Raw genomic sequence first — 23,350 nt, 5'->3', positions numbered from 1 at the left:
AGCGCGATCAGCCGCGCAGCTTGCGCAGCTCCAGCTCACAGTGGAGCAGGAATTCGAAGGCTTCCATATGGCGGCGTGCCTCGGCCATGGTGCGGCCCCAGGCATACAGGCCGTGGCCATCGATCAGGTAGCCCCACAGCGGCTGGGTGTCGAGCAGGGCATCGACCTGGGCCGAGAGCACATCCATGTCCTGGGTGTTGGCGAACACCGGCACATCCACCGCCATCTCGTGGGTGCTGTTGCCGTGGAAGGCCTTGAGCAGCTCGTAGCCTTCCAGGCGGATATGGCCCTGCGGCGCATACAGCCGCGAGGCGATGGTCTGCACCGGCGAATGGGTGTGCAGCACGCAGCCGATCTCCGGGAAGCGGCGATACAGCTGGGTGTGCAGCAACGTCTCGGCAGACGGGCGCAGCGGCCGGCCGACGGCCTTGCCGTCGAAATCGACCACCATGATGTCGTCCTCCATCAGCCGGCCCTTGTCCTTGCCGGAGACGGTGATCGCGGCATGGCGGTCATCCAGGCGGTGGGAGAAGTTGCTGCTGGTGGCCGGGGTCCAGCCGGCGTGGGCCAGCTCGCGGACGTTGTCGATCAGCAGCTGGGCCAGCTCGCTCAGGCGCGCGGTGTCGTACGGGAAGGTGGGGGTGCTCATGCCGGTCATTTTAGCTAGGTCAAACGCTAAAAGCAGGTTTGTCGACTGGGCCGGACGGGGTGGGGTTTGCGGGGGACGCCGCAAGTACGTCCCTGTAGGCTTATGTCGCCGCATCCATGCGGCTCATACCCCCTCAAACCCCACCCCGTCCGTCCTTCCGCACAGTGAGGCGAAGCCGAAGTCGAACCGGAAGCCGAAGGCCGGGTGTTTGGCGTTGCATTTGACGTGGGCACCGTCATCCGCACGCTGTCAGAGGCGGGGTGGTATGGGTTGGCGGGGGTATGAGCCGCAGGGATGCGGCGACATAAGCCTCCATGGATGGATTCACGGCGTCCCCCGCGAACCCATACCACCCCGCCAAACCGACCGAAACAGGAGAACTGACGCTTCGGCCGGTGCTTCGGCCGTTGGCTTAGGCGTGATCCTTAATTCCCGCGCAGGCGGCTATGGCGATACCCATAACCGAAGTAGATCGCGAAACCGCCCAGCGTCCAGAAGCCCATCAGCATCCAGTTGTGGGCCGTCATCGCGGTCAGCAGCGCGATGCAGCTCAGCACGCCCAGACTGCAGATCAGCCACGCCATCGGCATCCGGAACGGACGCGGCAGGTCCGGCTGGGTGCGGCGCAGGATCAGCACGCCGGCGCAGACCGCCGCGAACGCGATCAGCGTGCCCATCGAGGTCAGCTCGCCCAGAACGTCCAGCGGGAACACCGCCGCCAGCAGCGCGATGCCGATGCCGGTGATCACGGTGTTGATGTGCGGCGTGCGGTACTTGGGGTGGATCTTGGTGAACAGCGGCGGCAGCAGCCCGTCGCGGCCCATGATCATGAAGATGCGCGGCTGCGCGATCACCATCACCAGCACCACCGAGGACAGCCCGATCAGCGCGCCGATCTCCACGACCACGCGCAACCAGCCCAGCTGCGGATGTGCGGCCACCGCGGTCACCACCGGCTCATCGGTACCCAGCAGCTGGTACGGCACCAGCCCGGTCATCACCGCGGCCATGGCGATGTACAGCACGGTGCAGATCACCAGCGAGAGCAGCATGCCGATCGGCATGTCGCGCTGCGGCTTGTGCGATTCCTGCGCGGCTACGGACACCGCCTCGAAACCGATATAGGCGAAGAACACCATCGCGGCACCGCGCAGCACGCCGTCGAAGCCGTACTTGCCCGGGCCTTCGTTGTCCGGAATGAACGGGGTCCAGTTCGCCGGATCCACATATTTCCAGCCCACCACGATCACCAGCAGGATCAGCGCGGTCTTCAGCACCACCATGGCCATGTTCATGGCCGAGGACTTGCTGATGCCCACGTAGCACAGCCAGGTCAGCAGCAGGACCAGCACGGCGGCCGGGATGTTGGCGATCGCGCCGGTCGGGCGCAGCTGGCCATCCAGCGGCGCGCTGACCAGCGCGGCGGGTAGATGGATATCGAAATGGCTGAGCAGGCTCAGGAAGTAGCCGGTCCAGCTGACCGCCACCGCCGAGGCGGAGACGCCATATTCCAGTACCAGCATCCAGCCGATGAACCAGGCCGAGAGCTCGCCGAACGTGGCATAGGTATAGGTGTAGGCGCTGCCGGAGACCGGCACCATCGCCGCGAATTCGGCATAGGCCATCGCGCAGAACGCGCAGCAGATCGCGGCCAGCACGAACGACAGCATGATCGCCGGGCCGGCATGGTTGGCTGCGGCCTGGCCGGTGATCACGAAGATGCCGCCGCCGATCACCGCACCGATGCCCAGCGCGGTCAGGCCCCACGGGCCGAGGGTACGGCGCAGGCTCAGGCCATTGGCGTCTTCATGGGCGGCGTGCGGATGCTTGGTGGCCCACAGTTGCTTGAACATGGTTTGGATTTCTTCTCAGGCGCGATGTAACAAACGACCGGGCCGGCACTGGGCCGGCCCGGCAGCACTCAGGCGGACTTCTTGTTCAGCTTGCTGTGGCGGATGCCGTAGCCGAAGTAGATGCACAGGCCCAGCAGGGTCCAGGCCACGAACAGGTGCCAATGCACCACGAACGCCTGGTAGAACAGGAACAGACAGGCCAGTGCACCCAGCGGGCAGATCACCCACACCAGCGGCACGCGGAACGGACGCTCCAGTTCCGGGCGCGTGTAGCGCAGGATCAGCACGCCGATGCAGACCGTGGCAAAGGCCAGCAGGGTACCCATCGAAACCAGTTCGCCCAGCACGTTCAGCGGCACGGTACCGGCAAGCGTGGCGGCGATGACGCCGACCACGATCGTGCTCCAGTACGGCGTGCGGAAGCGCTTGTGGACCTTGCCGAAGATCTTCGGCAGCAGGCCGTCGCGGGAGATCGTGTAGGCGATGCGGGTCTGGCCCATCATCATCACCAGCACCACCGAGGAGAGGCCGGCGATCGCGCCGATTTCCACGGCGGTTTTCAGCCAGGACAGGGTCGGGTAGGGCTCCAGCGCGGTGGCGACCGGCTTGTCCGTGCCCAGCAGGTGGTACGGCATCATGCCGGTAAGCACCGCGCAGACAATGATGTACACGATGGTGCACACGGCCAGCGAGCCGAGCAGGCCGATCGGCATGTTGCGCTGCGGGTCCTTGGTTTCACCAGCGGCCGTGGAGACCGCATCGAAGCCGATGTAGGCGAAGAACACGATGGTCGCCGCGCGGAACACGCCGCTCCAGCCGAACTCGCCGGGCACGCCGGTGTTCTCCGGAATGAACGGGGTCCAGTTGGACGGGTCCAGATGCGCGGCGCCGAAGCCGATGAACAGGCAGATCACGGTGACCTTGATCGCCACGATGATCGCGTTGACGAAGGCCGACTGGGTCACGCCGACGTACAGCAGGCCCGAGACGGCCGCCACGATCAGCACTGCGGGCAGGTTGAACAGCTTGCCCGAGGCGATGAACTCGTGGCCGGTCCATGCGATCGGCGCGGCGCTGAGCGCGTCGGGGAATGGCATGTTCAGCGTGGTGGTGATGAAGCTGATCAGGTACGCCGACCAGCCCACCGCGACCGAAGCCGAGGCGAACAGGTATTCCAGCACCAGGCACCAGCCGATGAACCAGGCCATGCCTTCGCCGAGGGTGGCGTACGAATAGGAGTAGGCGCTGCCGGACACCGGCATCATCGCCGCGAACTCGGCGTAGCACAGGCCGGCCAGCGCGCAGGCAAAGCCGGCGAATACGAACGACAGCATCACCGCCGGGCCGGCATGGTTCGCCGCCGCCTGGCCGGTAAGCACGAAGATACCGGCACCGATCACCGCACCGATGCCCAGCAGGATGAGGTGTTTCGCTGTGAGGGTCCGTTTCAGTGTGGGCTCGCCATCCAGGCTGCCTTCGATGGGCTCGCCAGCATCGACGTGCGGTGCCGGTGCGACCGGTTTGACCCTCAACAGAGACTTCAGCATGCAGTGCTTCCCTAAAAGAACAAAGGTGAGGCGCGCGGTACATTGCCGCACGCCCTGATGGCGACTGGGCGCCCCAGCGGTGCGGGGCCCGCTGTACCTTAGCCAAAGCTGAAGCCGCTGTACAAGCACAAATGCAGCATGGCCGAGCGATAATCGGCCAAATCCGCACGATGCCTGCTCCTGCCATGTCGCTGAACCCCGAATCCGTTGCCATTCCTGACGCTGCACTGCGCAGTCAGCTTGATGCCTACGCCCGCCGCCACCCGGATCAAGCCGCACTGGCTGACGAATTCAGCATACTCCTGGACGATCCTCTGGATCCCTTCCTGCGTGAGCGGCTGGCCGGCCACTTCACCGGCAGCGCCTGGCTGGTCAGCGCCGACGGGCAGCGGGTCCTGCTGACCCACCACCGCAAGCTGGACCGCTGGCTGCAACTGGGCGGCCACGCCGATGGCGAGCGCGATCTGGCCCAGGTGGCGCTGAAAGAGGCCGAGGAGGAATCCGGGCTGACCGCGCTGGTGCTGGAGGACGGCGAACTGTTCGACATCGACAAGCACTGGATCCCGGAACGCAAGGACGTGCCGGGGCATTGGCACTACGACGCCCGCTATGTGGTGCGGGCGCTGGGCAGCGAGAAGTTCGCGATCAGCGAAGAATCACTGGCGCTGGCCTGGCGTGAGATCCGTGACGTGGCCAACGCGGCGATCGAGACCCCCGATGGGGATGATTCGCTGCCGCGCATGGCCAAGCGCTGGCTGACCCGTCAATAAAGAACGCGGGTGCGCAGGGTGCCCGGGATGGCCGCCAGCTCCTCGCGCACCGCGCCGGCCTGGGCTTCGCTGGCGGTGATGTCGATCACCACGTAGCCGACCTTGGGGTCGGTGCGCAGGAACTGGCCGTCGATGTTGACGTTGTGGCGCGAGAAGATCTCGTTGACCTTGGAGAGCACGCCCGGCACGTTCTGGTGGATGTGCAGCAGGCGCAGGCTCTCGGCATGCTCGGGCAGGGTCACTTCCGGGAAGTTGACCGCCGACAGGGTGCTGCCGTTGTCGCTGTAGCGCACCAGTTTGGCCGCCACTTCCACGCCGATGTTGTCCTGCGCTTCCAGCGTGCTGCCGCCCACGTGGGGGGTCAGGATCACGTTGTCGTGCGCGGTCAGCGGCGAGACGAAGGCATCGCCGTTGCCCTTGGGCTCGACCGGGAACACGTCCACCGCCGCGCCGCCGAGGTGGCCTGAACGCAGCGCCGCATCCAGCGCGTCGATGTCGACCACGGTGCCGCGCGCGGCATTGATCAGGTGCGCGCCAGGGCGCATCCGGGCCAGTTCATCGGCGCCGATCATCCACTGGGTGGCCGGGGTCTCGGGCACATGCACGGTGACGATGTCCGCACGTGCCAGCAGGTCGTCCAGGCTGATCGCCGCCCGGGCATTGCCCAGCGACAGCTTGGTTTCGACATCATGGAAGATCACCTGCATGCCCATCGCTTCGGCCATCACGCCGACCTGGGTGCCGATATGGCCGTAGCCGATGATGCCCAGCGTCTTGCCGCGCACCTCATGGCTGCCGGCGGCCGACTTGGACCAGCCGCCGCGATGGCATTCGGCGTTCTTCTGCGGGATGCCACGGGTGAGCATGATCGCCTCGGCGATCACCAGCTCGGCCACGCTGCGGGTGTTGGAGTAGGGCGCGTTGAACACCGGGATGCCGGCCAGTTCTGCCGCCTCCAGGTCCACCTGATTGGTGCCGATGCAGAAACAGCCGACCGCCATCAGACGCTTGGCATGTACCAGGACGTCCGCGCTGAGCTGCGTGCGCGAGCGGATGCCGACGATGTGGGCCTCGGCGATGCGTGCCTTGAGCTCGTCTTCGGGCAGCGCCTTGCTGTGCAGTTCGATCTGCGAATAGCCGGCCGCGGTGAACACGTCGATCGCGGTCTGGCTGACCCCCTCGAGCAACAGTACGCGGATATCCTGCTTCGGGAACGAGGTCTTTTTCGGCGACATGGGCGGCGTGCGACGTGTGGCGGCGGGAGCCCTCAACTATGCCAGAAGCGGGCGGCGATGGTGCGGTGCGCCAATCGGTGGCAAAACGGTTTCAGATGCACCTATTTCCGTTGCGCGCCCTGGGGATCGCCACGGGCTCCGGCACCCGGGGCTCCGCTACTGGACGCGGCCCGTGGTGGCTGGCAGGCTTGCGGGCTCCCCCGGCACCGCCAGACGCCCCATGACCGATCCGCGCCTTGATTCGCTCCTGCACGACTGCCCCGGGCTGCGCCTGAAGACCGACCCGGCCGATCTGGAGCACTACGGCCGCGACTGGACCCGGCGCTGGGTGCCGGCACCGTTGGCGATCGCACTGCCGGGAACGGTCGATGAGGTGCAGGCGATCCTGCGCTGGGCGAGCGCCCAACACGTGGCCGTGGTTCCCTCGGGCGGCCGTACCGGCCTGTCCGGTGGCGCGGTGGCGGCGCACGGCGAGCTGGTGCTCAGCCTGGAGCGCATGAACAAGCCGCTGGCCTTCGATGCGGTCGACCGCACCTTGACCGTGCAGGCCGGCATGGCGCTGGAGGCGGTGCACAACGCCGCGCTCGAACACGGGCTGATCTACCCGGTGGATTTCGCTGCGCGCGGTTCCTGCTCGATCGGTGGCAACATCGCCACCAATGCCGGCGGCATCCGGGTGATCCGCTACGGCAACACGCGCGAGTGGATCGCCGGGCTGAAGGTGGTGACCATGGCCGGTGAGCTGGTCGAGCTCAACAAGGGCCTGATCAAGAATTCCAGCGGCTACGATTTCCGTCAGCTGCTGGTCGGCTCGGAAGGCACGCTCGGCGTGATCGTCGAAGCCACCCTGAAGCTCACCGATCCGCCGCCGGCCAGCAACGTGATGCTGCTGGCGCTGCCCTCGTTCGAGGTGCTGATGCAGGTGTTCGCCGCGTTCCGCGAGCGGCTGCAGCTGCAGGCGTTCGAGTTCTTCACCGACCGCGCGCTCGAGCATGTGCTGGCGCATGGGGCGCAGGCACCGTTCGCCGAGGTCTACCCGTATTACGTGGTCACCGAGTTCGCGTCCGGCGATGAGGCCCAGGAAGCGGCGGCCATGGCGGCGTTCGAAGACTGCATGGAGCACGGCTGGGTCAGCGATGGCGTGGTCAGCCAGAGCGATGCGCAGGCCGCGCAGCTGTGGCGCCTGCGCGAGGGCATCACCGAGGCGGTGGCGCGCTACAAGCCGTACAAGAACGATGTCTCGGTGCGCATCTCGGCCATGCCGGCCTTCCTCGCCGAAACCCAGGCGCTGATCGGGCAGGCGTACCCGCAGTTCGAGGTGGTCTGGTTCGGGCACATCGGCGACGGCAACCTGCACATCAATGTGCTCAAGCCTGACGATACCGCCGATACGGAGTTCCTGACCCAGTGCGAGCACGTCACCAAACTGCTCGCCGGTGTGCTGAGCCGTTTCGATGGCAGCATCTCGGCCGAGCACGGCATCGGCCTGGTCAAGAAGGGCTACCTGGACAGCACGCGCAGTGCGCCGGAAATCGCCCTGATGAAGGCGGTCAAACGCGCGTTTGATCCCCAAGCGCTGCTGAATCCGGGCAAGGTTTTCGACCTCTGAGGCAAGACAGGATTTCACGCAGCCTATACGCTCTGTGTTTTCCACCGCGAACGACACCCCGATGATGCGTCCGATCCTGCTCCTTGCCGTGCTCGCCCTGCCGTTGTCGGCGATGGCCTCCAGTTTTGCCGGCAGCTCCGCCGGTTCCGCCTCCGGCGCGTCGTCGGCCGGTTCGTCCAGCTCCGGCGACGACAAGATCGTGATTGATGCCCGCGACGACGCTGCTGCCTTCGTGGCCAGCGATGGCGCCATCCGCGGTGCACGCCTGGAAGCGGCGCTGCTGCACCTGCGCGAGCAGAGCGTCGCGCAGCAGCAGGCCAGTGACATGGTGTTGGCCAGGACGCTGCTGGCCCGCTGATGCGCCCTTCCGGTCAGGTCCGCCGCTGGCGCTGGGCGGTCCTGGTCGCATGGCTTGCCGCGCCATGGGCGCACGCGGCACTCACGTTGGAGCTGCAGCCGCAGGGACTGGATCCGGCGCAGATCGTCGCGGCCGAGCGTACCCTGCAGCAGGTGCGCGGCCGCTTGCCGCCGCAGTGGCAGGCACGGTTCCAGCACCCGGTGCAGGTGCGCTGGTCGGACACGCTCCCCGCGCACGTGCATGGGCGCGCCCGCAACGGGGCGATCACCCTGCAGCGCGCCTTGCTCGACACCGTGAAAGACGATCAACCGCTGCCGCGCCCGCTCGAGGCCGCGCTGATCCATGAACTGACCCACGTACTGGACCGTTCGCCGCAGGGCGGTTGGTCGCGCGATGCGCGGCTGCGCGATCTGGCCGGGTGGCAGCGGCGACCGTGGAAACTTGGCCGTACCGCCAACGCCTTCAGCGGGCGCAGCCCCGACGACTATGAGCGCGCACGCCCCGCGGAATTCCTGGCGGTGAATGCCGAGCACCTGCTGCTCGATCCCGATTACGCCTGCCGTCGGCCGGCGGTGGCCGCCTGGTTCGCCGAGCATCTGGGGCCGATCGACCACACCGTGGCCTGCGACAGCCGCCTGCCGTTGATGCAGGCCGAGGAAGACGCGGGCGCGGCGAGCCTGCTGGAACTGGACCCGGCCCGGATCTACGCCGTCGACTACCTGCTCGCCGAAGGCAACGAGCAGCTGATGAGCCGCTGGGGCCACAGCATGCTGCGGCTGGTGATCTGCGCACCGGGCCGGCCGCGCGGGCCGGCGTGCCGGATGGACCTGTCCCATCACCGCGTGCTGTCCTACCGCGCCTTCGTTGGCGATGTGCAGATCTCCAGCTGGCGCGGGCTGACCGGTTCCTATCCCTCGCGCTTGTTCGTGCTGCCGCTCAACCAGGTCATCAACGAGTACACCCAGCTCGAGCTGCGCGGCCTGTCTTCGGTGCCGCTGGCGCTGGATGACCAGGACATCGCCCGCCTGCTCGAGCGTGTCGCGCAGGTGCACTGGAGCTATGACGGCCGGTATCTGTTCGTCAGCAACAACTGCGCGGTGGAGACCGGCAAGCTGCTGCAGGAAGGCGTGCCACGCCTTGCTTCGCCCGGGTTGAACCGGATCACCCCGCGCGGATTGCTGACCCGGCTGGAGCGCCAGGGCGTGGCTGATGCCAGCGTGCTGGCCGATCGCGCGCAGGCGACGCGCCAGGGTTACTACTTCGCCTCGGCCGCAGACCATTACCAGCAGCTGTTCGATGTCGCCCAGCGGCAGCTGCCGCTGGGCGCGACAACGGTAGGCGACTGGTTGCGGCAGCCTGCCAGCGCCCGGTCACGCTGGGTGGAGCAGGGCGACCTGCGCGCCACCTCCGCCTTGCTGCTGCTGGAGCAGGCGGCGCTGCACCGTGAGGAGCTGCGCGCGCGCGATGCCCTGAAACGGCTGCTCGGCCATCCGCGCCCTGGCGATGCCGCGGCGCGCAACACGCTGCGCGCGCTGCTCGAGGACACCGGGCAGCTGGTCAGTCCGGCCGCCTTGGTGAGCCTTGGCGGCTACGGGCTGCCATTGGCCGGGGAGCGCGTGCAGGCTGCGGAGGCGGCGGCGCAGCTGAGCGCCCAGGGCGTCCCGGCCTGGAAGGCGCTGCAGGCGCAGTTGAAGCAGCGCCTGCCGGCCGCACAGCAACGCGAACTGGCCACGATCGACCGCAATCTGGCCCGGCTCGGCACGCGGATGCGCGAGCTGGCCCTCCAGGACGCTGCTACTGCCGCGGCAGCTCGATGACGAAACGTGCGCCGCCCAGGGTGCTGGCGCTGCAGGCGACCTGGCCGCCATGCGCATCGGCGATCGCCTTGACCACCGCCAACCCCAGCCCGCTGCCGCCGCGCTGACGCGAGCGCGAACCATCGCCGCGCAGGAAGGGATCGAAGATCTGCTCGCGCAGCGCTGCATCGATGCCGGGGCCTTCGTCATCGATGGCGATCTGCACATGGGTCGCGGTGTCGTGCACCGCGATGCGCACCCGGCCCGGCGTCGCATAGCGGCGTGCATTCTCCAGCAGTGCCATCAATGCCTGCCGCACGCGGGTCGGGTCGCAATGTGCGGGATGCTCCTCGCGTGAGGTCTCCAGTTCCAGCACGAAGCCGCTGCTGCGGAAACCCGGATCGACCAGGGTCATCACCGTGTGCACTTCCTGCACCACATCGTTGCGGGCGCGGCGCACGTCCAGGCGGGCGCTGTCGGCCAGGCTGAGCACACGCAGGTCTTCGATCAGCCGCGACAGCCCCTCCACCTGCGCCAGCAGGCTGCGGAACTGGCCTTCGTCCGGGGCGAACACCCCTTCGGCCAGGCCCTGCAGGCGGCCGCGCAGGATGGTGACCGGCGTGCGCAGTTCATGCGCGATCGCCGCGTGCCACATCACCCTGTCGGCCTCGATGTTCTGCAGCCGGCGCGCCATGGCGTTGAAGTCGTCCACCAGCAGCGCCACTTCGCCCAGCGAGCGGTCACTCACTGCCGCGCGTGCACCCAGGTCGCCATCGGCCAGCCGCCCGATGCTGTCCACCACCGCGTTGAGCGGGGTCAGGATGCGTTGGGACAGGCGCACGGACGCGGCGACCGCCAGCGTCAACCCGATCAGGGTCACGCCCACCATCCAGACCAGTTCCGGGCCACTGGGCACCCAGCTGACCGGTTCGTCCACGCCGCCGGGGTAAAACGCCACCAGCACCGCATAGAGCAGGTAGGAGCTGAGGATCACCATCACGATGACCGCCAGCACCATCATCGACATCGACACCACGATGTGCCGGCTCAGGCCCGAGCGGCGCATCAGTGGTCCGCCGCCAGCCGGTACCCGACGCCGCGCACGCTGGCCGGCACGTTCGCCAGGCCGACATCGTCAAGCTTGCGGCGCAGCTTGCTGACGTGGCTGTCCACGGTGCGCTCCAGCGCCTCGCTTTCCGGCAGGCACTCATGCATGAGTTCGCTGCGGCTGAAAATGCGCATCGGTGCCAGGGCCATGCAGTGCAGCAGCTTGAATTCGGTCAGGGTCAGCAGCAGCTCGTGGCTGTAGCCGTCGCCTTCGACATGCACCGTGTGGTGCTCCGGATCGATCACCAAACTGCCCACGCGCAGGATCTCCGGTGCACTCTGGCGCGCGGCGTTCAAGGTGCGCCGCAGTACCGCGCGCACCCGCGCGGCCACCTCGGCCGGGTTGAACGGCTTGACCACGTAATCGTCCGCGCCCATCCGCAGCGCGGTGAGCTTGTCCAGGTCCTGGTCCAGCGCGGTCAACATGATCACCGGCGTGTCGCCGCGCTGGCGCAGTGTGTTGAGCACGGTCCAGCCATCCATGCCCGGCATCTGCACGTCGAGCAGGACCAGGTCCGGGCGTGCGCTGCGGTGCAGGGAAAGGGCAGTGTGGCCATCCTGCGCGCGCAGTGTGCGCAGGCCTTCGCGGACCAGGTAGGCCGCGACGATGTCGGCGATCTCGGGTTCGTCCTCGACGATCAGGACCAGGGCATTGAGCGAATGATCCCAGCGCGCGGTCGGGGCGCCGGGTAGATCGGAGGCGGGCATGCAGGGCAAAGCCGGAAGGTGCTTGGGCTCCATCGTATCTCCACACTTCCTCCATCGAAACCCCACCGAGGCCGCGCAGACTGCCGCCATCGTGATTTCGGCCGGTGTTCCGGCAGCTGTGCAGATGAAGAGCAGGAAGACTCATGCCGCCCTGGTGGCGGCAATCCATACGCTGGGCGTGCGCGCCAGCGGGCCACGACGACGATGTCCGGTGCGCCCATGAGCGCGATACTGCAACCGGCGCACGTGGAGGCGGCCGAGGCGCGACTTTGGGACGCGCTGATCCAGTGGCAGCCGCAGCAGGTGAACGCACTGCTCTCGCCAGCGCTGTTCCTGACCGACCACGATGGCCAGCGGCAGGATGCCTCGGCGTTGCTGGCGGGCTGGAATGCGCGGCGCATCCGCATCGTTGCCATCGAGCGGCAGCAGACCGAGCAGCTCGCCTGCGGCGCCATGGTGCTGGTCACCGGCGAGATGCGCCTCCATCTCGACGGCGAGCACGGTCGGCAGCTGCATGCGATGCGGCTGCTGCGGGTCTGGGCGCGCTGCACGGGCGCACCCGGCGTGCATCTGCTTTCGCTGTGCGTGCTGCCGGCCGCGCCGCGTGCGCACTGAACCGCGTGTTCAGGCCTGCCGCCGGGGTCAGCCTCGCTTCACCCGCTCTCACGGCGCGGCAGGTACGATCAAGTGTTGTCGACGTTATCGCAAGGAGTTCCTCATGCGCGCATCTCCCTGGCTGTTGAGCCTGGCCATTACCGGCGCACTCGCCGCCTGCCAACCGGCCACCGAGAGCCGCCCTGCCGCCGATGGCAGCGAAGCGCCCCCACCGATGGATGCCTCCACCACCGATGAGCGCAGTTACGCGTTCCGCTGTGGCGAGCTGGAAGTGCATGCCACGTATCGCGGCCAGGATTCGGCCACGGTGGTGGTTGCCGATCGCACGTTTGCCATGTCCTCGCAGCCGGCCGCCTCCGGCGCGAAATACGGAGACGGGCAGGGCAACGAATTCTGGACCAAGGGCACCACTGACGGGATCCTGATCCTCAAGGGCGAGCCCGATCGCACCTGCACCGGTACCGGCGAGCAGGGCGGCGAAGCGCCGCCGGCCAATGCGGCCGCCAAGGCCGATACTGAAGCCGGCGCCGATGCAGCCGCCGGGTTCCGCGCGACCGGCAATGAGCCCGGTTGGCTGGCCCAGGTCGGCGCGGGGGCCACCCCGGCGCTGCACATCGAGATGGATTACGGCGAGCGCAAGCTCGAGATCGCCAGCCCCACCCAGGGCCGTGATGGCTGGTCCGGTACCGCTGCTGACGGCACCCCGGTGAAGCTCACCTTCCAGCGCACCGTGTGCCAGGACAACATGAGTGGCCAGGCCTTCGGCGCCACGGCCATGCTTACCGTCGGCGCGCGCCAGTACCACGGCTGCGGCGATTTCGCCGGTGCGCCGTCGTTGGCTGCCAAGCCCTGATCGAAGGGAACGCACCGGATTGCGCGCCTGCGCGTCCGGTGCAGGGTCACAAGCCGCGTGGGCAGGGGTTGGGTTGCGCCCGGCTGTCCGCATCCAGCGCGAGCTCGTTACGCGTGCCCAGCAGCATCAGCTCGGTGTGCACAAGGCAGTTGTCGGCGTGGCGCTGCAGCAGCTGATTGAACAGCGCAGCCCGGTCGTCGCAGGTTTCGTGGATCGCATACGCCAGTTCGCGGGCGCGGTCCTCGTCGTAGGCTTCTTCGCCAGCGAAGTGCTGACAGGCGCTTTCGCGCGTCAGAAACGCCTGCACGTCGCCCGGCATCGCGCAGTACATGCGGATGTCCTCGGCCACGAAGATCTCTGCAGGCACTTCGCAGCGCGCATCAGCGGTGTTCCCCACCGGCGCTGTGCCCGTCGCCGAAGGCACGGGCGCCAGCGTCTCGCTCTCCACTGCCCGCGGCGAACACGCCGCGAGCAGCAGGAGCAGGACGGTCGGTGCGGCGCGCTTAGTCGGCACGGCCGGCGAATTCACCGGTGGTGGTGTTGACCAGCACGCGCTCGCCGTTGGCGATGTATTCCGGCACCATGATTTCGATGCCGGTGTTGAGCTTGGCCGGCTTCGGGCGCTTGGTGGCCGTGCCACCCTTGAGTTCCGGCGGGGTCTCGACCACTTCCAGCACCACGCTGGTCGGCAGCTGCACGCCCACCGGGGTCTCGTCGATCACCTGCACGTAGATGCCGGTCAGGCCGTCGGTGATGTAGCCGGCGTCATCGCCGAGCACATCGGCATCGACCATGTACGGGGTGTAGTCCTCGTCATCCAGGAAGACGAAGGCATCGCCGTCCATGTAGGAGTAGGTCGCCTGGCGGCGCAGCAGTTCGACTTCCGGCAGGTTGTCGTCGGCGTCGAAGCTGGAATCGAGCTTGTTGCCGCCCGGCACGCTGTACATGATGAAACGGAAGCGGACATTGCCGCCGCGGCCCTGCGGGGAGCTGCGTTCGATGTCGCGGATCTGGTAGACGCCGTTGTTGAATTCGACGACGTTGCCTTTCTTGATGTCGCTGGCTTTCATGGGAATGAAGGTCGGTTCGTGGAGGTGGCGGGTGCCGGAACCGGGCACCCTGCGGGTTGCGTGCTCGCTTACTTCGGCGCCAGACGCACGGCGCCGTCAAGGCGGATGGTCTCGCCGTTGAGATAGGTGTTGCCCAGGATGTAGGCAACCAGCCCGGCAAAGTCTTCCGGCTTGCCCAGGCGCGGCGGGAACGGGATGGAGGCGGCCAGCGATTCCTGCACCGCCGGCGGCATGCCATCGACCATCGGGGTCCAGAAAATGCCCGGGGCGATGGTCATCACGCGGATGCCGAAGCGCGACAGCTCGCGTGCCATCGGCAGGGTCATGCTGACCACGCCGCCCTTGGAGGCGGCATAGGCGGCCTGGCCGATCTGGCCCTCATAGGCGGCCACGCTGGCAGTGTTGATGATCACGCCGCGCTCGCCATCGTCGCCCGGGGTGTTGTGCTGCATGCGGTTGGCGGCCGCCTTGGCGACGTTGAAGCTGCCGACCAGGTTGACCATCACCGTGCCCTGGAAGTTGGCCAGCGGCATCGGCGCCTCCTTGCCCAGCACGCGCCCGGCGCCCAGGATGCCGGCGCAGTTGATCGCGGTGTTCAGCCCACCCAGGAAGTCGCAGGCGGCATCGATCTGCGCGGCCACAGCGGCTTCGTCGCTGACATTGGTGCTGTAGTAGCGCGCGTTGGCTTCGCCAAGCGCGGCCACGGCGGCCGCACCCTTGTCGTCATTGAGATCGAACAGGGCCACCTTGGCGCCGTTGGCGACCAGGTGCTGGGCCACGGACAGGCCAAGGCCGGAGACACCGCCGGTGATGACGGCGCGGACAGAAGACAGCTGCATTGCACGATCCCGCTGGTTCAAGAACCGCTGATTCTAGCGGAAGCGGCCGCCATCACCGTTGTGCACTGCCCACCGCGACGCGGGCGCGCAGCGCCAGGCGCCGCGCGAATTCGTCCGGCGCCAGCCCGGGCGCGAACAGGAAGCCCTGGCCGACCGAGACCCCCAAAGAGGTCAGAAACTGGCGCTGGGCCTCCGATTCGATGCCTTCGGCCACCAGGCCCAGCCCGAGGCTGCGGGCGATCCCACAGACCGCCTCGCACACCGCCACGTCCGAGCGGTTGGCCGGCACCCCCTCGACGAACAGCTGGCTCAGCTTGAGGCCATGGATCGGCAGCCGGCGCAGATAGTTCAGCGCGCTGTAGCCCTCGCCGAAGTCGTCGATGGTCAGCAGCACGCCCATCTCGCGCAGCTGCGCGAAGGTGCGCAGGGTGTCCGGGGCATCTTCGATCAGCACCCGTTCGGTGAATTCCAGTTCCAGCGCGCTGCCGGGCAGATGGAACTCGTCCAGCACCGCGCGGACATGCCGGGCCAGGTCCTCGCCCACGAACTGCCGGTAGGACACATTGACCGCCACCCGCACGATGCCCAGCCCGTCATCCTGCCACTGGCGGACCTGCCGGCAGGCTTCGCGCAGCACCCACAGGCCGATCCGGACGATGTCACCGGTGCTCTCGGCATGGCCGATGAAGATGTCCGGGCGCAGCTCGCCGAGCTGGGTATTGCGCCAGCGGATCAGCGCTTCGGCGGCGATCAGCTGGCCGCTGTGCAGGTTGACCTGCGGCTGGTAGACCAGATGGAACTCGTCGTCGTCCAGCGCCCGGTGCAGCCGGCTCTCGATCTGCAGGCGGTCATGCTGGCGCTGGGCCAGCTCGGGCGAGAACACCTGCCAGCCGTTGCGGGTGCGCCGCTTGCAGTCGTACATGGCGATGTCCGCGTTCTGGATCAGCTGCTGCGGGCGCAGCCCATCCTGCGGCGCGCGCGCGATGCCGATGCTGGTGGTGACCGGGAATTCGTCGGCACCGAAGCGGAACGGTGTGCTGAAGGCGCGCGTGATCGCAGTGGCCAGCCGCTCGGGTTGATCGGCCTGGTCGCGGGTATCGCAGATCACCAGGAACTCATCGCCGCCGAACCGGGCCAGCAGGCCTTCGGTGCCGATCGCGGTGGCGATGCGGCGGGTGGCATCGATCAGCAGTTCGTCACCGGCGTTGTGGCCCAGCAGGTCGTTGACGGTCTTGAACCGGTCCAGGTCGATGTACAGCACCGCGACCCGGCAGTGGGTCGGGTTGGCCATGCGCATGGCCAGGTCGTTGAGCACCGCATCGCGGTTCATGATCCCGGTGAGCGGATCGGTGCGCGCCTGGATCCGCAGCGTCTCCTCGGCCTGCTTGCGCGCGGTGATGTCCTGCACGGTACCGGCGATGCGCGCGGCATCGACATCCCCGGCCTCGGCCTCGCCGATCATCCGCACCCAGAACGAATGCCCGTCGCTGCGCTGGCCCTGCAGCTCCAGTTCGAACGAGACCTGGCGGTCGACCACTTCCAGCAGCGCCTGCTGCAGCTGGGCGCGGTCGTCCACGCGCAGGCATTCCAGCAGCTCGGCCATGTCGCGCATCGGCAGCTCCTGGCCGAGGATGCGGGTCGCCTCGTCCGTCAGGTACAGCCGCTGCAGGCCGCGGTCCCACTCCCAGCCGCCGATGTGCGCCAGCGACTGCGCGCGGTCGAACAGCGTGTTGTTGCGTTTGAGTTCGGTGATGTCGCTGAACAGGCCGAACACATGGTCCGGCGCATCGCGCCCGTTGCCGTACACCGGCACGTTGGTGGTGGAGATCCAGATCATCCGGCCGCGCGGGCGGTGGTACAGCCCGACGATGGTGCTGCGCACGATGCGCCCACTGTGCAGAGAGACGCTGGCCGGCCATTGCTCGCGGGTGAGCGGGTGGCCGTGCTCGTCCACGCTGATCCAGTCTTCCGGGGCAAGCATCGCCTGCAGGCTGCCGCCATTGCCGGCGGTGCCCAGAATGCGGTGCGCGGCCGGGTTGGCCGAGACCACCCGCAACTGGCGATCGAACAGGATCACGCCCTTGTCGATGGATTCCATCAGCAGCCGGTAGCGCGATTCGGCCTGCCAGCGGCTGCTCAGGTCGCGCGCCACCGCCACGATGCAGTGCTCGCCCTGGTGCTCGAAGCCGGCCGAATGCACCTCCACCGGGAAGCGGCTGCCATCGCCGCGCATGTTGGTGACCTCGATGACATAGGTCTCGCCCCGGTGCAGTGCCTCCCAGACCGGATCGAGGTGGTCGCCCGGCAGGTCCGGGTTCAGCAGCTCGATCGGTTGCCCGACGATTTCCTCGCGGGGACGGCCATAGGCGCGCACGCCAGCCTTGTTGAGGTCCAGCACCACGCCGCGTTCGCTGAGGATGCTGACCGGGTCCGGGACCGCATCGAACAGCGCGGCATAGCGACGCAGCGCCAGCTGGCGCTCGTCCATGGCCTCCTGCAGGGCCTGCTGCACTTCTTCCAGCAGGCCGCGCAGATCGCCCGGTGACTGTGCCAGGGCGCGTTGCAGGGCGGCCAGCGCGTGGACGTGGGCGGTGAGATGATCACCTACCGCAGCGTCCTTGCGCGGGCCGCCGCTTTTCATGTCGCCGCCAGCGCCCTGCCGGTCTTGCTGCCGGTCTCGCGCCCCAGCCGTGCGGCCAGCCAGCGCCCGGTGGCGGCCAGCGCCGGCAGATCGATGCCGGTGCGCATGCCGATGCCATGCAGCATGTAGACCACGTCTTCGCTGGCGACGTTGCCGCTGGCGCCCTTGGCATACGGGCAGCCGCCCGCACCGGAGACCGCCGAATCGACCACGCGCACACCTTCTTCCAGGCAGGCATCGATGTTGGCCAAGGCCTGGCCATAGGTGTCATGGAAGTGCACCGCCAGCGCGGGCATCGGCAGTTCGCCGGCGACCGCCTTGAGCATGGCGCGGGCCTTGCGCGGCGTGCCGACGCCGATGGTGTCGCCGAGCGAGATTTCGTAACAGCCCATCTCGTACAGCGCGCGCGCGACGCGCACCACCTCGCTCACCGCGACCTCGCCCTGGTAGGGGCAGCCAAGCACGGTGGAGACGTAGCCACGCACCTTGACCCCGTCGGCCTTGGCCCGCTCCAGGATCGGTGCGAAACGGGCCAGCGATTCGTCGATGCCGGCATTGGTGTTGGTGCGGTTGAAGGTTTCCGAGGCGGCCGTGAACACCGCCACTTCCTGCACGCCCACCGCGCGTGCACGGTCATAGCCCTGTTCGTTGGGGACCAGTACCGGGTAATCGATGCCCGGGCGGCGCTCGATGCCGGTGTACACCTCGGCGGCGTCGGCCAGTTGCGGGACCCAGCGCGGGCTGACGAAACTGGTCGCCTCGATGGTGCGCAGCCCGGTCAGCGAGAGCTGGCGGATCAGTTCGATCTTGTCGGCGGTGGCCACCGGCTGGGCTTCGTTCTGCAGCCCGTCGCGCGGGCCGACCTCGACGATGCGGACGAAGTCATCCATGTGCCGGCCCTCCGCGAACGGAGCGACGGACGACCAGCAGGGGGCGGGGTGGGGTAGAGGTCACGGAGATTCCTGTCAGACGAAAGGCGGCCCACGTTCCCCGGCGGGCCACGAAAAGGGGATACGCGGGATGGGCGACAAAGCGGCCATCCCGCCGGCGTACGCGGTCAGCCGGGGTGGTGGCAGACCGCTTCGATGTTGTTGCCGTCCGGATCGAGCACGAACGCCCCGTAATAATCGGGGTGGTAATGCTCGCGGATGCCCGGGGCGCCATTGTCGGTGCCACCGGCCGCCAGTGCCGCACGGTGGAAGGCGTCCACGTCGGCCCGCCGGGTCGCGCTGAAGGCCAGGTGCACGCCGCCATGGGCGCCGGGGCCGTTGCTGATCCAGAAGTCCGGTTTGCCGCTACGGCCGAAGCCGGCGTGGTCATGCTCGCCGGTCTGGGCGGCCGAGACCTGCATCACCACGGTGACGCCCAGCGGCGCCAGGGCCTGCTGGAAGAACGCCAGGCTGCGCCCGAAGTCGGCGCAGCGGATACCTGCATGGTCGAGCATGACGCTGTCCTCAGTCCTGGGTGACCCAATGCGGGGAACGCTTGTCGAGGAAGGCCCCGAGGCCTTCCTGGCCTTCGGCCGAGACCCGCAGGCGGGCGATCAGCGCCGCGTTGTCGCGGTCGGTGGCGTCCCGGTCGCGGCCCAGCGCCACGCGCCGGACCAGGTCCTTGGCCGAGGCCGAGGCCACCGGGCCGGCCTTGTCGAGCAGGCCGAGCTGGCGCTGGACGGCCTCGTCGATCCGTTCCGGCTCGATCAGCTGGTGCACCAGGCCGATGCGCAGGGCGGTTTCGGCGTCGAAATGCTCGCCGGTGGCAAACCAGCGGCGGGCCTGGCGCGGGCCGATCGCGTCAATGACATAGGGCGAGATCACCGCCGGCAGCAGGCCCAGGCGGCTTTCGGTCAGGCCGAAGCGGGCGCTGGTGCTGGCGATGGCGATATCGCAGCAGGCCACCAGGCCGACCCCGCCACCGAAGGCGGCACCCTGCACGCGGGCGATGGTCGGCTTGGGCAGCTCGTCCAGGGTCCGCATCAGGCGGGCCAGGGCGAGCGAATCCTGGCGGTTGTCCTCCTCGCTGGCGGCGGCCATGCCACGCATCCACTGCATGTCCGCACCCGCCGAGAAGGAGGCGCCTTCCCCGGCCAGCACCACCGCGCGGACATGGTCGTCGCGTCCGGCGGCCTGCAGTGCGGCGGTCAGCTGGGCGATCAACGAGGCGTCGAAGGCATTGTGCAGGGTCGGGCGGTTCAGCCACAGGGTCAGCACCGAGGCGCTGCGTTCAATCCGTAATGCGTCACTCATGGGCGGGTTTACTCCATACATGTACAGATCATAGCGGGCCGTTGGTCACGGGCAATGACGCGGCGCGGCGATGGTAGAATTGATAACCATTCCTATCATCGAGAAGGCGCTCCGTGACGTTGTCCGATCTGGCGCTGTACAGCTCCGCCCTGGTGGAGTCCGTGCAGGAACTACACGCAAACGATGCGATCGCCCGCCGCCTGAAGGAGCTTGGCTTCGTCAAAGGGGAAGAGGTCCGTCTGGTAGCCCGTGGTCCGGTCGGCGCCGAGCCGCTGCTGGTGCAGGTCGGGTTCACGCGCTTCGCGCTGCGCCGCAGTGAGGCCGCCCGCATCGTGGTCACCGCGCTGCAGGGCCAGGAGGCCCGCGCATGAGCGCTGCCACCAACGCCCTGCGCATCGCTCTGGTCGGCAATCCGAACAGCGGCAAGACCGCACTGTTCAACCAGCTGACAGGCAGCCGCCAGAAAGTAGCCAATTACACCGGCGTAACCGTGGAGCGCAAGGAAGGCCGCCTGCGCGCGCCGTCCGGCCGCGAATTCGCCGTCCTCGATCTGCCGGGCGCCTACAGCCTGCAGCCGGCCAGCCTGGACGAGGCGATCACCCGGGACCTGTGCCGGGGCTTCTACCCGGGCGAGGCCGCCCCGGACGTGCTGCTGTGCGTGATCGATGCCACCAACCTGCGCCTGCACCTGCGCTTCGCGCTGGAACTGCGCGAGCTGGGCAAGCCGATGATCGTGGCGCTGAACATGGTCGATGCGGCCGAGCGCCGTGGCATCAAGATCGACGTCCAGGCGCTGGAGCAGGCGCTGGGCGTGCCGGTGGTCGAGACCGTGGCGGTGCGCCGCAACGGCGCGGCCAGGCTGGTGGAGCGCCTGGATGCGATGGTGCCGCACCTGCAGGCCCCGGTCGCGGTGCCCGCGGCGACCGATTACCACGCCCAGGTGCGCGACATCCTCGCCGCTTCGGTGAGCATGCCGACGCGGACGGCGAAGATCGACGACGCGCTGGACCGCTGGCTGCTGCACCCGGTGTTCGGGCTGCTGACCCTGGCGGTGGTGATGTTCCTGATCTTCCAGGCGGTGTATGCCTGGGCCACGCCGGTGATGGACCTGATCGAGGCCGGCACGGCCGCGCTGGGGGGCTGGATCGGCGGCGCGCTCCCCGAGGGCCCGCTCAACAGCCTGCTCACCGACGGCATCATCGCCGGCGTCGGTGGGGTGATCGTGTTTCTGCCGCAGATCCTGATCCTGTTCGCCTTCATCCTGGCGCTGGAAGAGTCCGGTTACCTGCCGCGCGCTGCCTTCCTGCTGGACCGCATGATGGCGGCGGCCGGCCTGTCCGGCCGTTCGTTCATCCCGTTGCTGTCCAGCTTCGCCTGCGCGGTGCCGGGCATCATGTCCACCCGCAGCATCCAGGACCCGCGCGACCGGCTGGCCACGATCCTGGTCGCGCCGCTGATGACCTGTTCGGCGCGCCTGCCGGTGTATGCGCTGCTGATCGGCGCCTTCATCCCGCAGAAGCAGATCTGGGGCGTGTTCAATCAGCAGGGTCTGGTGCTGTTCGGGTTGTATGCGGCCGGCATTCTCAGCGCGCTGCTGATGTCCTGGACCATGAAGAAGTGGCGCCGCGACAAGAGCGAGCATCCGTTGATGCTGGAACTGCCGTCCTACCGCATCCCGCACCCGCGCGATCTGGCGGTGGGCCTGTACGAGCGCGGCATGATCTTCCTCAAGCGCGTGGGCGGCATCATCCTTGCGCTGACCATCCTGCTGTGGGTGCTGCTGTCGTTCCCGGGGGCGCCGGAGAACGCGACCATGCCGGCGATCGACTACAGCTTCGCCGGTCAGATCGGCCACGCCATGGCGGTGTTCTTCGCGCCGCTGGGCTTCAACTGGCAGATATGCATCGCGCTGATTCCGGGCCTGGCAGCGCGTGAAGTGGCGGTGGCCTCGCTGGCCACTGTGTATGCGCTGTCGGCCGCCGATGACGATGCGGCCAGTCAGGCGCTGACCCCGCTGATCAGCGATGGCTGGTCGCTGGCCACCGCGCTGTCGCTGCTGGTCTGGTACATCTACGCGCCGATGTGTATCTCGACGCTGGCCACGATCAAGCGCGAAACCAATTCGTGGAAGCAGATGGGCTTCGCCACGTTCTACCTGTTCGCAGCCGCCTACATCGCCTCGCTGATCACCTACCAGGTGACCGTGGCACTGGGCGGCGGCTGATGAAGACCGGCCTGCTGCTGCAGTACGCCGTGATCGCGCTGGCCGTGCTGGTCAGCGCGTGGGTGGTGATGAAAAAGCAGTTCCCTGGCACCGTGCGCAAGGCGCGCGGGGCGATCGCGCTGGGGCTGGTGAAGCCGCAGCGCGCCGCCTGGCTGCAGGCGCTGGGCCGGAAGATCGCGCCACCTGCCACGGGTGGCGGTGGTGCGTGTGGCGGCTGCGACAGTTGTGGGCCGACGCCCCCGAAGCAGCACTGAGCCGCCAGGGCAGGGCCACGCCAAAACCTCTTGTGCAGCCTCACCACCACCCGCTAGCCTGCGTGCATGACTACCACTCCCCTACGTTTGCTCATCCACGGTGCCTCCGGCCGCATGGGCCAGGCGCTGCTCCGTCTTGCCGCCGACAATCCCGCCCTGCAGGTCGTTGCCGCGGTCACCCGCCGCTCGCCGGCCCAGCGCGTGGTGGACGGCGTGCCGCATTTCGCCAGCAGCGAGCTGGCCGGCGCGCCCCAGTTCGATGTCGCCATCGATTTCAGCCTGCCCGAGGGCTTTGATCCGGTGCTGGCGCTGTGCGTGGAGCGCGGTGCGGGCTTCGTGTCCGGCACCACCGGCATCAGCGAGACGCAGCGCCAGGCACTGATCCAGGCGGCGGGCCGGATTCCACTGGTCTGGGCCTCGAACTTCAGCCTGGGCGTGGCGGTGCTGGATGAACTGGTGGAGCGGGCCGCAGCGGCGCTGGCCGGCTGGGACTGCGATATCGTCGAATCCCACCACACCCAGAAGAAGGATGCGCCTTCCGGTACCGCCCTGACCCTGGGCGCCGCGGCGGAGAAGGGCGGGGCGCACCCGCACTACGCCAGCCTGCGTGCCGGGGACATCGTGGGCGAGCACCTGGTGCAGTTCACCGGGCTGGGCGAGCGCATCGAGCTGACCCACCGCGCCACCAACCGCGACATCTTCGCCCGTGGCGCGCTGTTTGCCGCGGCCCAGCTGCCGGGCCGCGCCCCGGGCAGCTATCGGGTCCGCGACCTGCTGGATGGCGCCACCCCGCCGCCCGCCGTCTGAATGGGGCCCGCGCGGCCAGCTGGGGCAGGCGCCTGAACCGGCGCCATGCCCTCTGTCGGGCTGAATAGGGCAATTGCACGCGGATACTGGCGTCGAACCCGGCTTCCCTTTACAATTCCCGCTCGCCGAATCACGACAGCCGGACCGGTCCAGAACCGCAGTCCGCGCTTTT

The 23,350-nt window shown here is 68.1% G+C and carries 23 protein-coding genes; 10 read left to right on the top strand and 13 right to left on the bottom strand.

Annotated elements, in window-relative coordinates; genetic code table 11:
• Window positions 1–7: 7 nt before the first annotated feature.
• The 3 genes from POS15_RS08200 to POS15_RS08190 all read right to left on the bottom strand — a co-directional run bounded on the left by POS15_RS08200 (window position 8) and on the right by POS15_RS08190 (window position 4,049).
• Window positions 8–649: a methylthioribulose 1-phosphate dehydratase gene (locus POS15_RS08200; protein WP_284129420.1), complete on the bottom strand. Its 642-nt coding sequence runs from the start codon at window positions 647–649 to the stop codon at window positions 8–10.
• Between the two features lie 425 nt (window positions 650–1,074).
• A complete protein-coding gene (locus tag POS15_RS08195; RefSeq protein ID WP_284129419.1) occupies window positions 1,075–2,502 on the bottom strand; it encodes an amino acid permease in 1,428 nt (475 codons plus the stop codon).
• Window positions 2,503–2,570: 68 nt separating this feature from the next.
• Window positions 2,571–4,049, bottom strand: coding sequence for an amino acid permease (locus POS15_RS08190; protein WP_046273457.1), 1,479 nt, complete (start codon window positions 4,047–4,049; stop codon window positions 2,571–2,573).
• Between the two features lie 185 nt (window positions 4,050–4,234).
• Here POS15_RS08190 and POS15_RS08185 point away from each other — a divergent pair, with 185 nt between their 5' ends.
• Window positions 4,235–4,819: an NUDIX hydrolase gene (locus POS15_RS08185; RefSeq protein WP_284129418.1), complete on the top strand. Its 585-nt coding sequence runs from the start codon at window positions 4,235–4,237 to the stop codon at window positions 4,817–4,819.
• Here the strand turns inward: POS15_RS08185 and serA are convergent.
• Window positions 4,813–6,054, bottom strand: a complete 1,242-nt coding sequence (gene serA / locus POS15_RS08180; protein ID WP_046273456.1) for a phosphoglycerate dehydrogenase — start codon at window positions 6,052–6,054, stop codon at window positions 4,813–4,815. The two genes, POS15_RS08185 and serA, sit on opposite strands and share 7 nt — an antisense overlap.
• Window positions 6,055–6,274: 220 nt before the next feature.
• On the opposite strand from serA, the gene POS15_RS08175 reads away from it, so the two are divergent.
• The 3 genes from POS15_RS08175 to POS15_RS08165 all read left to right on the top strand — a co-directional run bounded on the left by POS15_RS08175 (window position 6,275) and on the right by POS15_RS08165 (window position 9,838).
• Window positions 6,275–7,663, top strand: coding sequence for an FAD-binding oxidoreductase (locus POS15_RS08175; protein WP_284129417.1), 1,389 nt, complete (start codon window positions 6,275–6,277; stop codon window positions 7,661–7,663).
• A gap of 61 nt (window positions 7,664–7,724) precedes the next feature.
• The gene (locus POS15_RS08170; RefSeq protein ID WP_026069743.1) at window positions 7,725–8,021 is read left to right on the top strand and encodes a DUF2388 domain-containing protein; all 297 of its coding nucleotides are present in this window, start codon (window positions 7,725–7,727) and stop codon (window positions 8,019–8,021) included.
• On the top strand, window positions 8,021–9,838 hold the full coding sequence (locus tag POS15_RS08165; RefSeq protein ID WP_284129416.1) for a DUF4105 domain-containing protein: 1,818 nt from the start codon (window positions 8,021–8,023) through the stop codon (window positions 9,836–9,838). The genes POS15_RS08170 and POS15_RS08165 overlap by 1 nt, the downstream gene beginning before the upstream one ends.
• On the opposite strand, the gene POS15_RS08160 is transcribed toward POS15_RS08165, so the two are convergent.
• Both POS15_RS08160 and POS15_RS08155 read right to left on the bottom strand, forming a co-directional pair.
• Complete coding sequence (locus POS15_RS08160; RefSeq protein ID WP_046273453.1) at window positions 9,816–10,883, bottom strand: ATP-binding protein; 1,068 nt, start codon at window positions 10,881–10,883, stop codon at window positions 9,816–9,818. The two genes, POS15_RS08165 and POS15_RS08160, sit on opposite strands and share 23 nt — an antisense overlap.
• The gene (locus POS15_RS08155) at window positions 10,883–11,632 is read right to left on the bottom strand and encodes a response regulator (protein WP_284129415.1); all 750 of its coding nucleotides are present in this window, start codon (window positions 11,630–11,632) and stop codon (window positions 10,883–10,885) included. Before POS15_RS08155 ends, POS15_RS08160 begins: the two co-directional genes overlap by 1 nt.
• 219 nt (window positions 11,633–11,851) lie before the next feature.
• Here POS15_RS08155 and POS15_RS08150 point away from each other — a divergent pair, with 219 nt between their 5' ends.
• A complete protein-coding gene (locus POS15_RS08150) occupies window positions 11,852–12,247 on the top strand; it encodes a nuclear transport factor 2 family protein (RefSeq protein ID WP_157266876.1) in 396 nt (131 codons plus the stop codon).
• Between the two features lie 103 nt (window positions 12,248–12,350).
• On the top strand, window positions 12,351–13,100 hold the full coding sequence (locus tag POS15_RS08145) for an MliC family protein (protein WP_019182974.1): 750 nt from the start codon (window positions 12,351–12,353) through the stop codon (window positions 13,098–13,100).
• A gap of 46 nt (window positions 13,101–13,146) precedes the next feature.
• Here the strand turns inward: POS15_RS08145 and POS15_RS08140 are convergent, their stop codons facing one another.
• The 7 genes from POS15_RS08140 to POS15_RS08110 all read right to left on the bottom strand — a co-directional run bounded on the left by POS15_RS08140 (window position 13,147) and on the right by POS15_RS08110 (window position 19,893).
• The gene (locus POS15_RS08140) at window positions 13,147–13,614 is read right to left on the bottom strand and encodes a hypothetical protein (RefSeq protein ID WP_080114812.1); all 468 of its coding nucleotides are present in this window, start codon (window positions 13,612–13,614) and stop codon (window positions 13,147–13,149) included.
• Window positions 13,604–14,170 (bottom strand): elongation factor P-like protein YeiP, encoded by a 567-nt coding sequence (gene yeiP / locus POS15_RS08135; RefSeq protein ID WP_019182972.1) that lies wholly within the window; start codon window positions 14,168–14,170, stop codon window positions 13,604–13,606. The genes POS15_RS08140 and yeiP overlap by 11 nt, the downstream gene beginning before the upstream one ends.
• 68 nt (window positions 14,171–14,238) lie before the next feature.
• A complete protein-coding gene (locus POS15_RS08130; RefSeq protein ID WP_019182971.1) occupies window positions 14,239–15,009 on the bottom strand; it encodes an SDR family NAD(P)-dependent oxidoreductase in 771 nt (256 codons plus the stop codon).
• 52 nt (window positions 15,010–15,061) lie between these two features.
• The gene (locus tag POS15_RS08125; RefSeq protein ID WP_019182970.1) at window positions 15,062–17,650 is read right to left on the bottom strand and encodes an EAL domain-containing protein; all 2,589 of its coding nucleotides are present in this window, start codon (window positions 17,648–17,650) and stop codon (window positions 15,062–15,064) included.
• Entirely contained in the window at window positions 17,647–18,540 is an 894-nt protein-coding gene (locus POS15_RS08120; protein ID WP_019182969.1) for a hydroxymethylglutaryl-CoA lyase, read from the bottom strand. Before POS15_RS08120 ends, POS15_RS08125 begins: the two co-directional genes overlap by 4 nt.
• 167 nt (window positions 18,541–18,707) lie before the next feature.
• The gene (locus POS15_RS08115) at window positions 18,708–19,094 is read right to left on the bottom strand and encodes a VOC family protein (RefSeq protein WP_046273451.1); all 387 of its coding nucleotides are present in this window, start codon (window positions 19,092–19,094) and stop codon (window positions 18,708–18,710) included.
• A gap of 10 nt (window positions 19,095–19,104) precedes the next feature.
• Complete coding sequence (locus POS15_RS08110; protein ID WP_046273450.1) at window positions 19,105–19,893, bottom strand: enoyl-CoA hydratase-related protein; 789 nt, start codon at window positions 19,891–19,893, stop codon at window positions 19,105–19,107.
• A 113-nt stretch (window positions 19,894–20,006) separates the two neighbouring features.
• On the opposite strand from POS15_RS08110, the gene POS15_RS08105 reads away from it, so the two are divergent.
• The 4 genes from POS15_RS08105 (at window position 20,007) to dapB (ending at window position 23,178) form a co-directional block, all read left to right on the top strand.
• Window positions 20,007–20,264 (top strand): FeoA family protein, encoded by a 258-nt coding sequence (locus POS15_RS08105; protein WP_019182966.1) that lies wholly within the window; start codon window positions 20,007–20,009, stop codon window positions 20,262–20,264.
• The gene (locus POS15_RS08100; RefSeq protein WP_284129414.1) at window positions 20,261–22,117 is read left to right on the top strand and encodes a ferrous iron transporter B; all 1,857 of its coding nucleotides are present in this window, start codon (window positions 20,261–20,263) and stop codon (window positions 22,115–22,117) included. Before POS15_RS08105 ends, POS15_RS08100 begins: the two co-directional genes overlap by 4 nt.
• Entirely contained in the window at window positions 22,117–22,371 is a 255-nt protein-coding gene (locus tag POS15_RS08095; protein WP_046273449.1) for a DUF6587 family protein, read from the top strand. Before POS15_RS08100 ends, POS15_RS08095 begins: the two co-directional genes overlap by 1 nt.
• A gap of 66 nt (window positions 22,372–22,437) precedes the next feature.
• A complete protein-coding gene (gene dapB / locus POS15_RS08090; RefSeq protein ID WP_026069739.1) occupies window positions 22,438–23,178 on the top strand; it encodes a 4-hydroxy-tetrahydrodipicolinate reductase in 741 nt (246 codons plus the stop codon).
• The last annotated feature ends 172 nt before the right edge of the window (window positions 23,179–23,350 follow it).

Origin of the sequence: Stenotrophomonas sp. BIO128-Bstrain, from assembly GCF_030128875.1 — a bacterium.
GTDB classification, from domain to species: domain Bacteria; phylum Pseudomonadota; class Gammaproteobacteria; order Xanthomonadales; family Xanthomonadaceae; genus Stenotrophomonas; species Stenotrophomonas bentonitica_A.
Note: the sequence above shows the minus strand (reverse complement) of the source record. Positions and strands in the feature narration are given on the sequence as shown.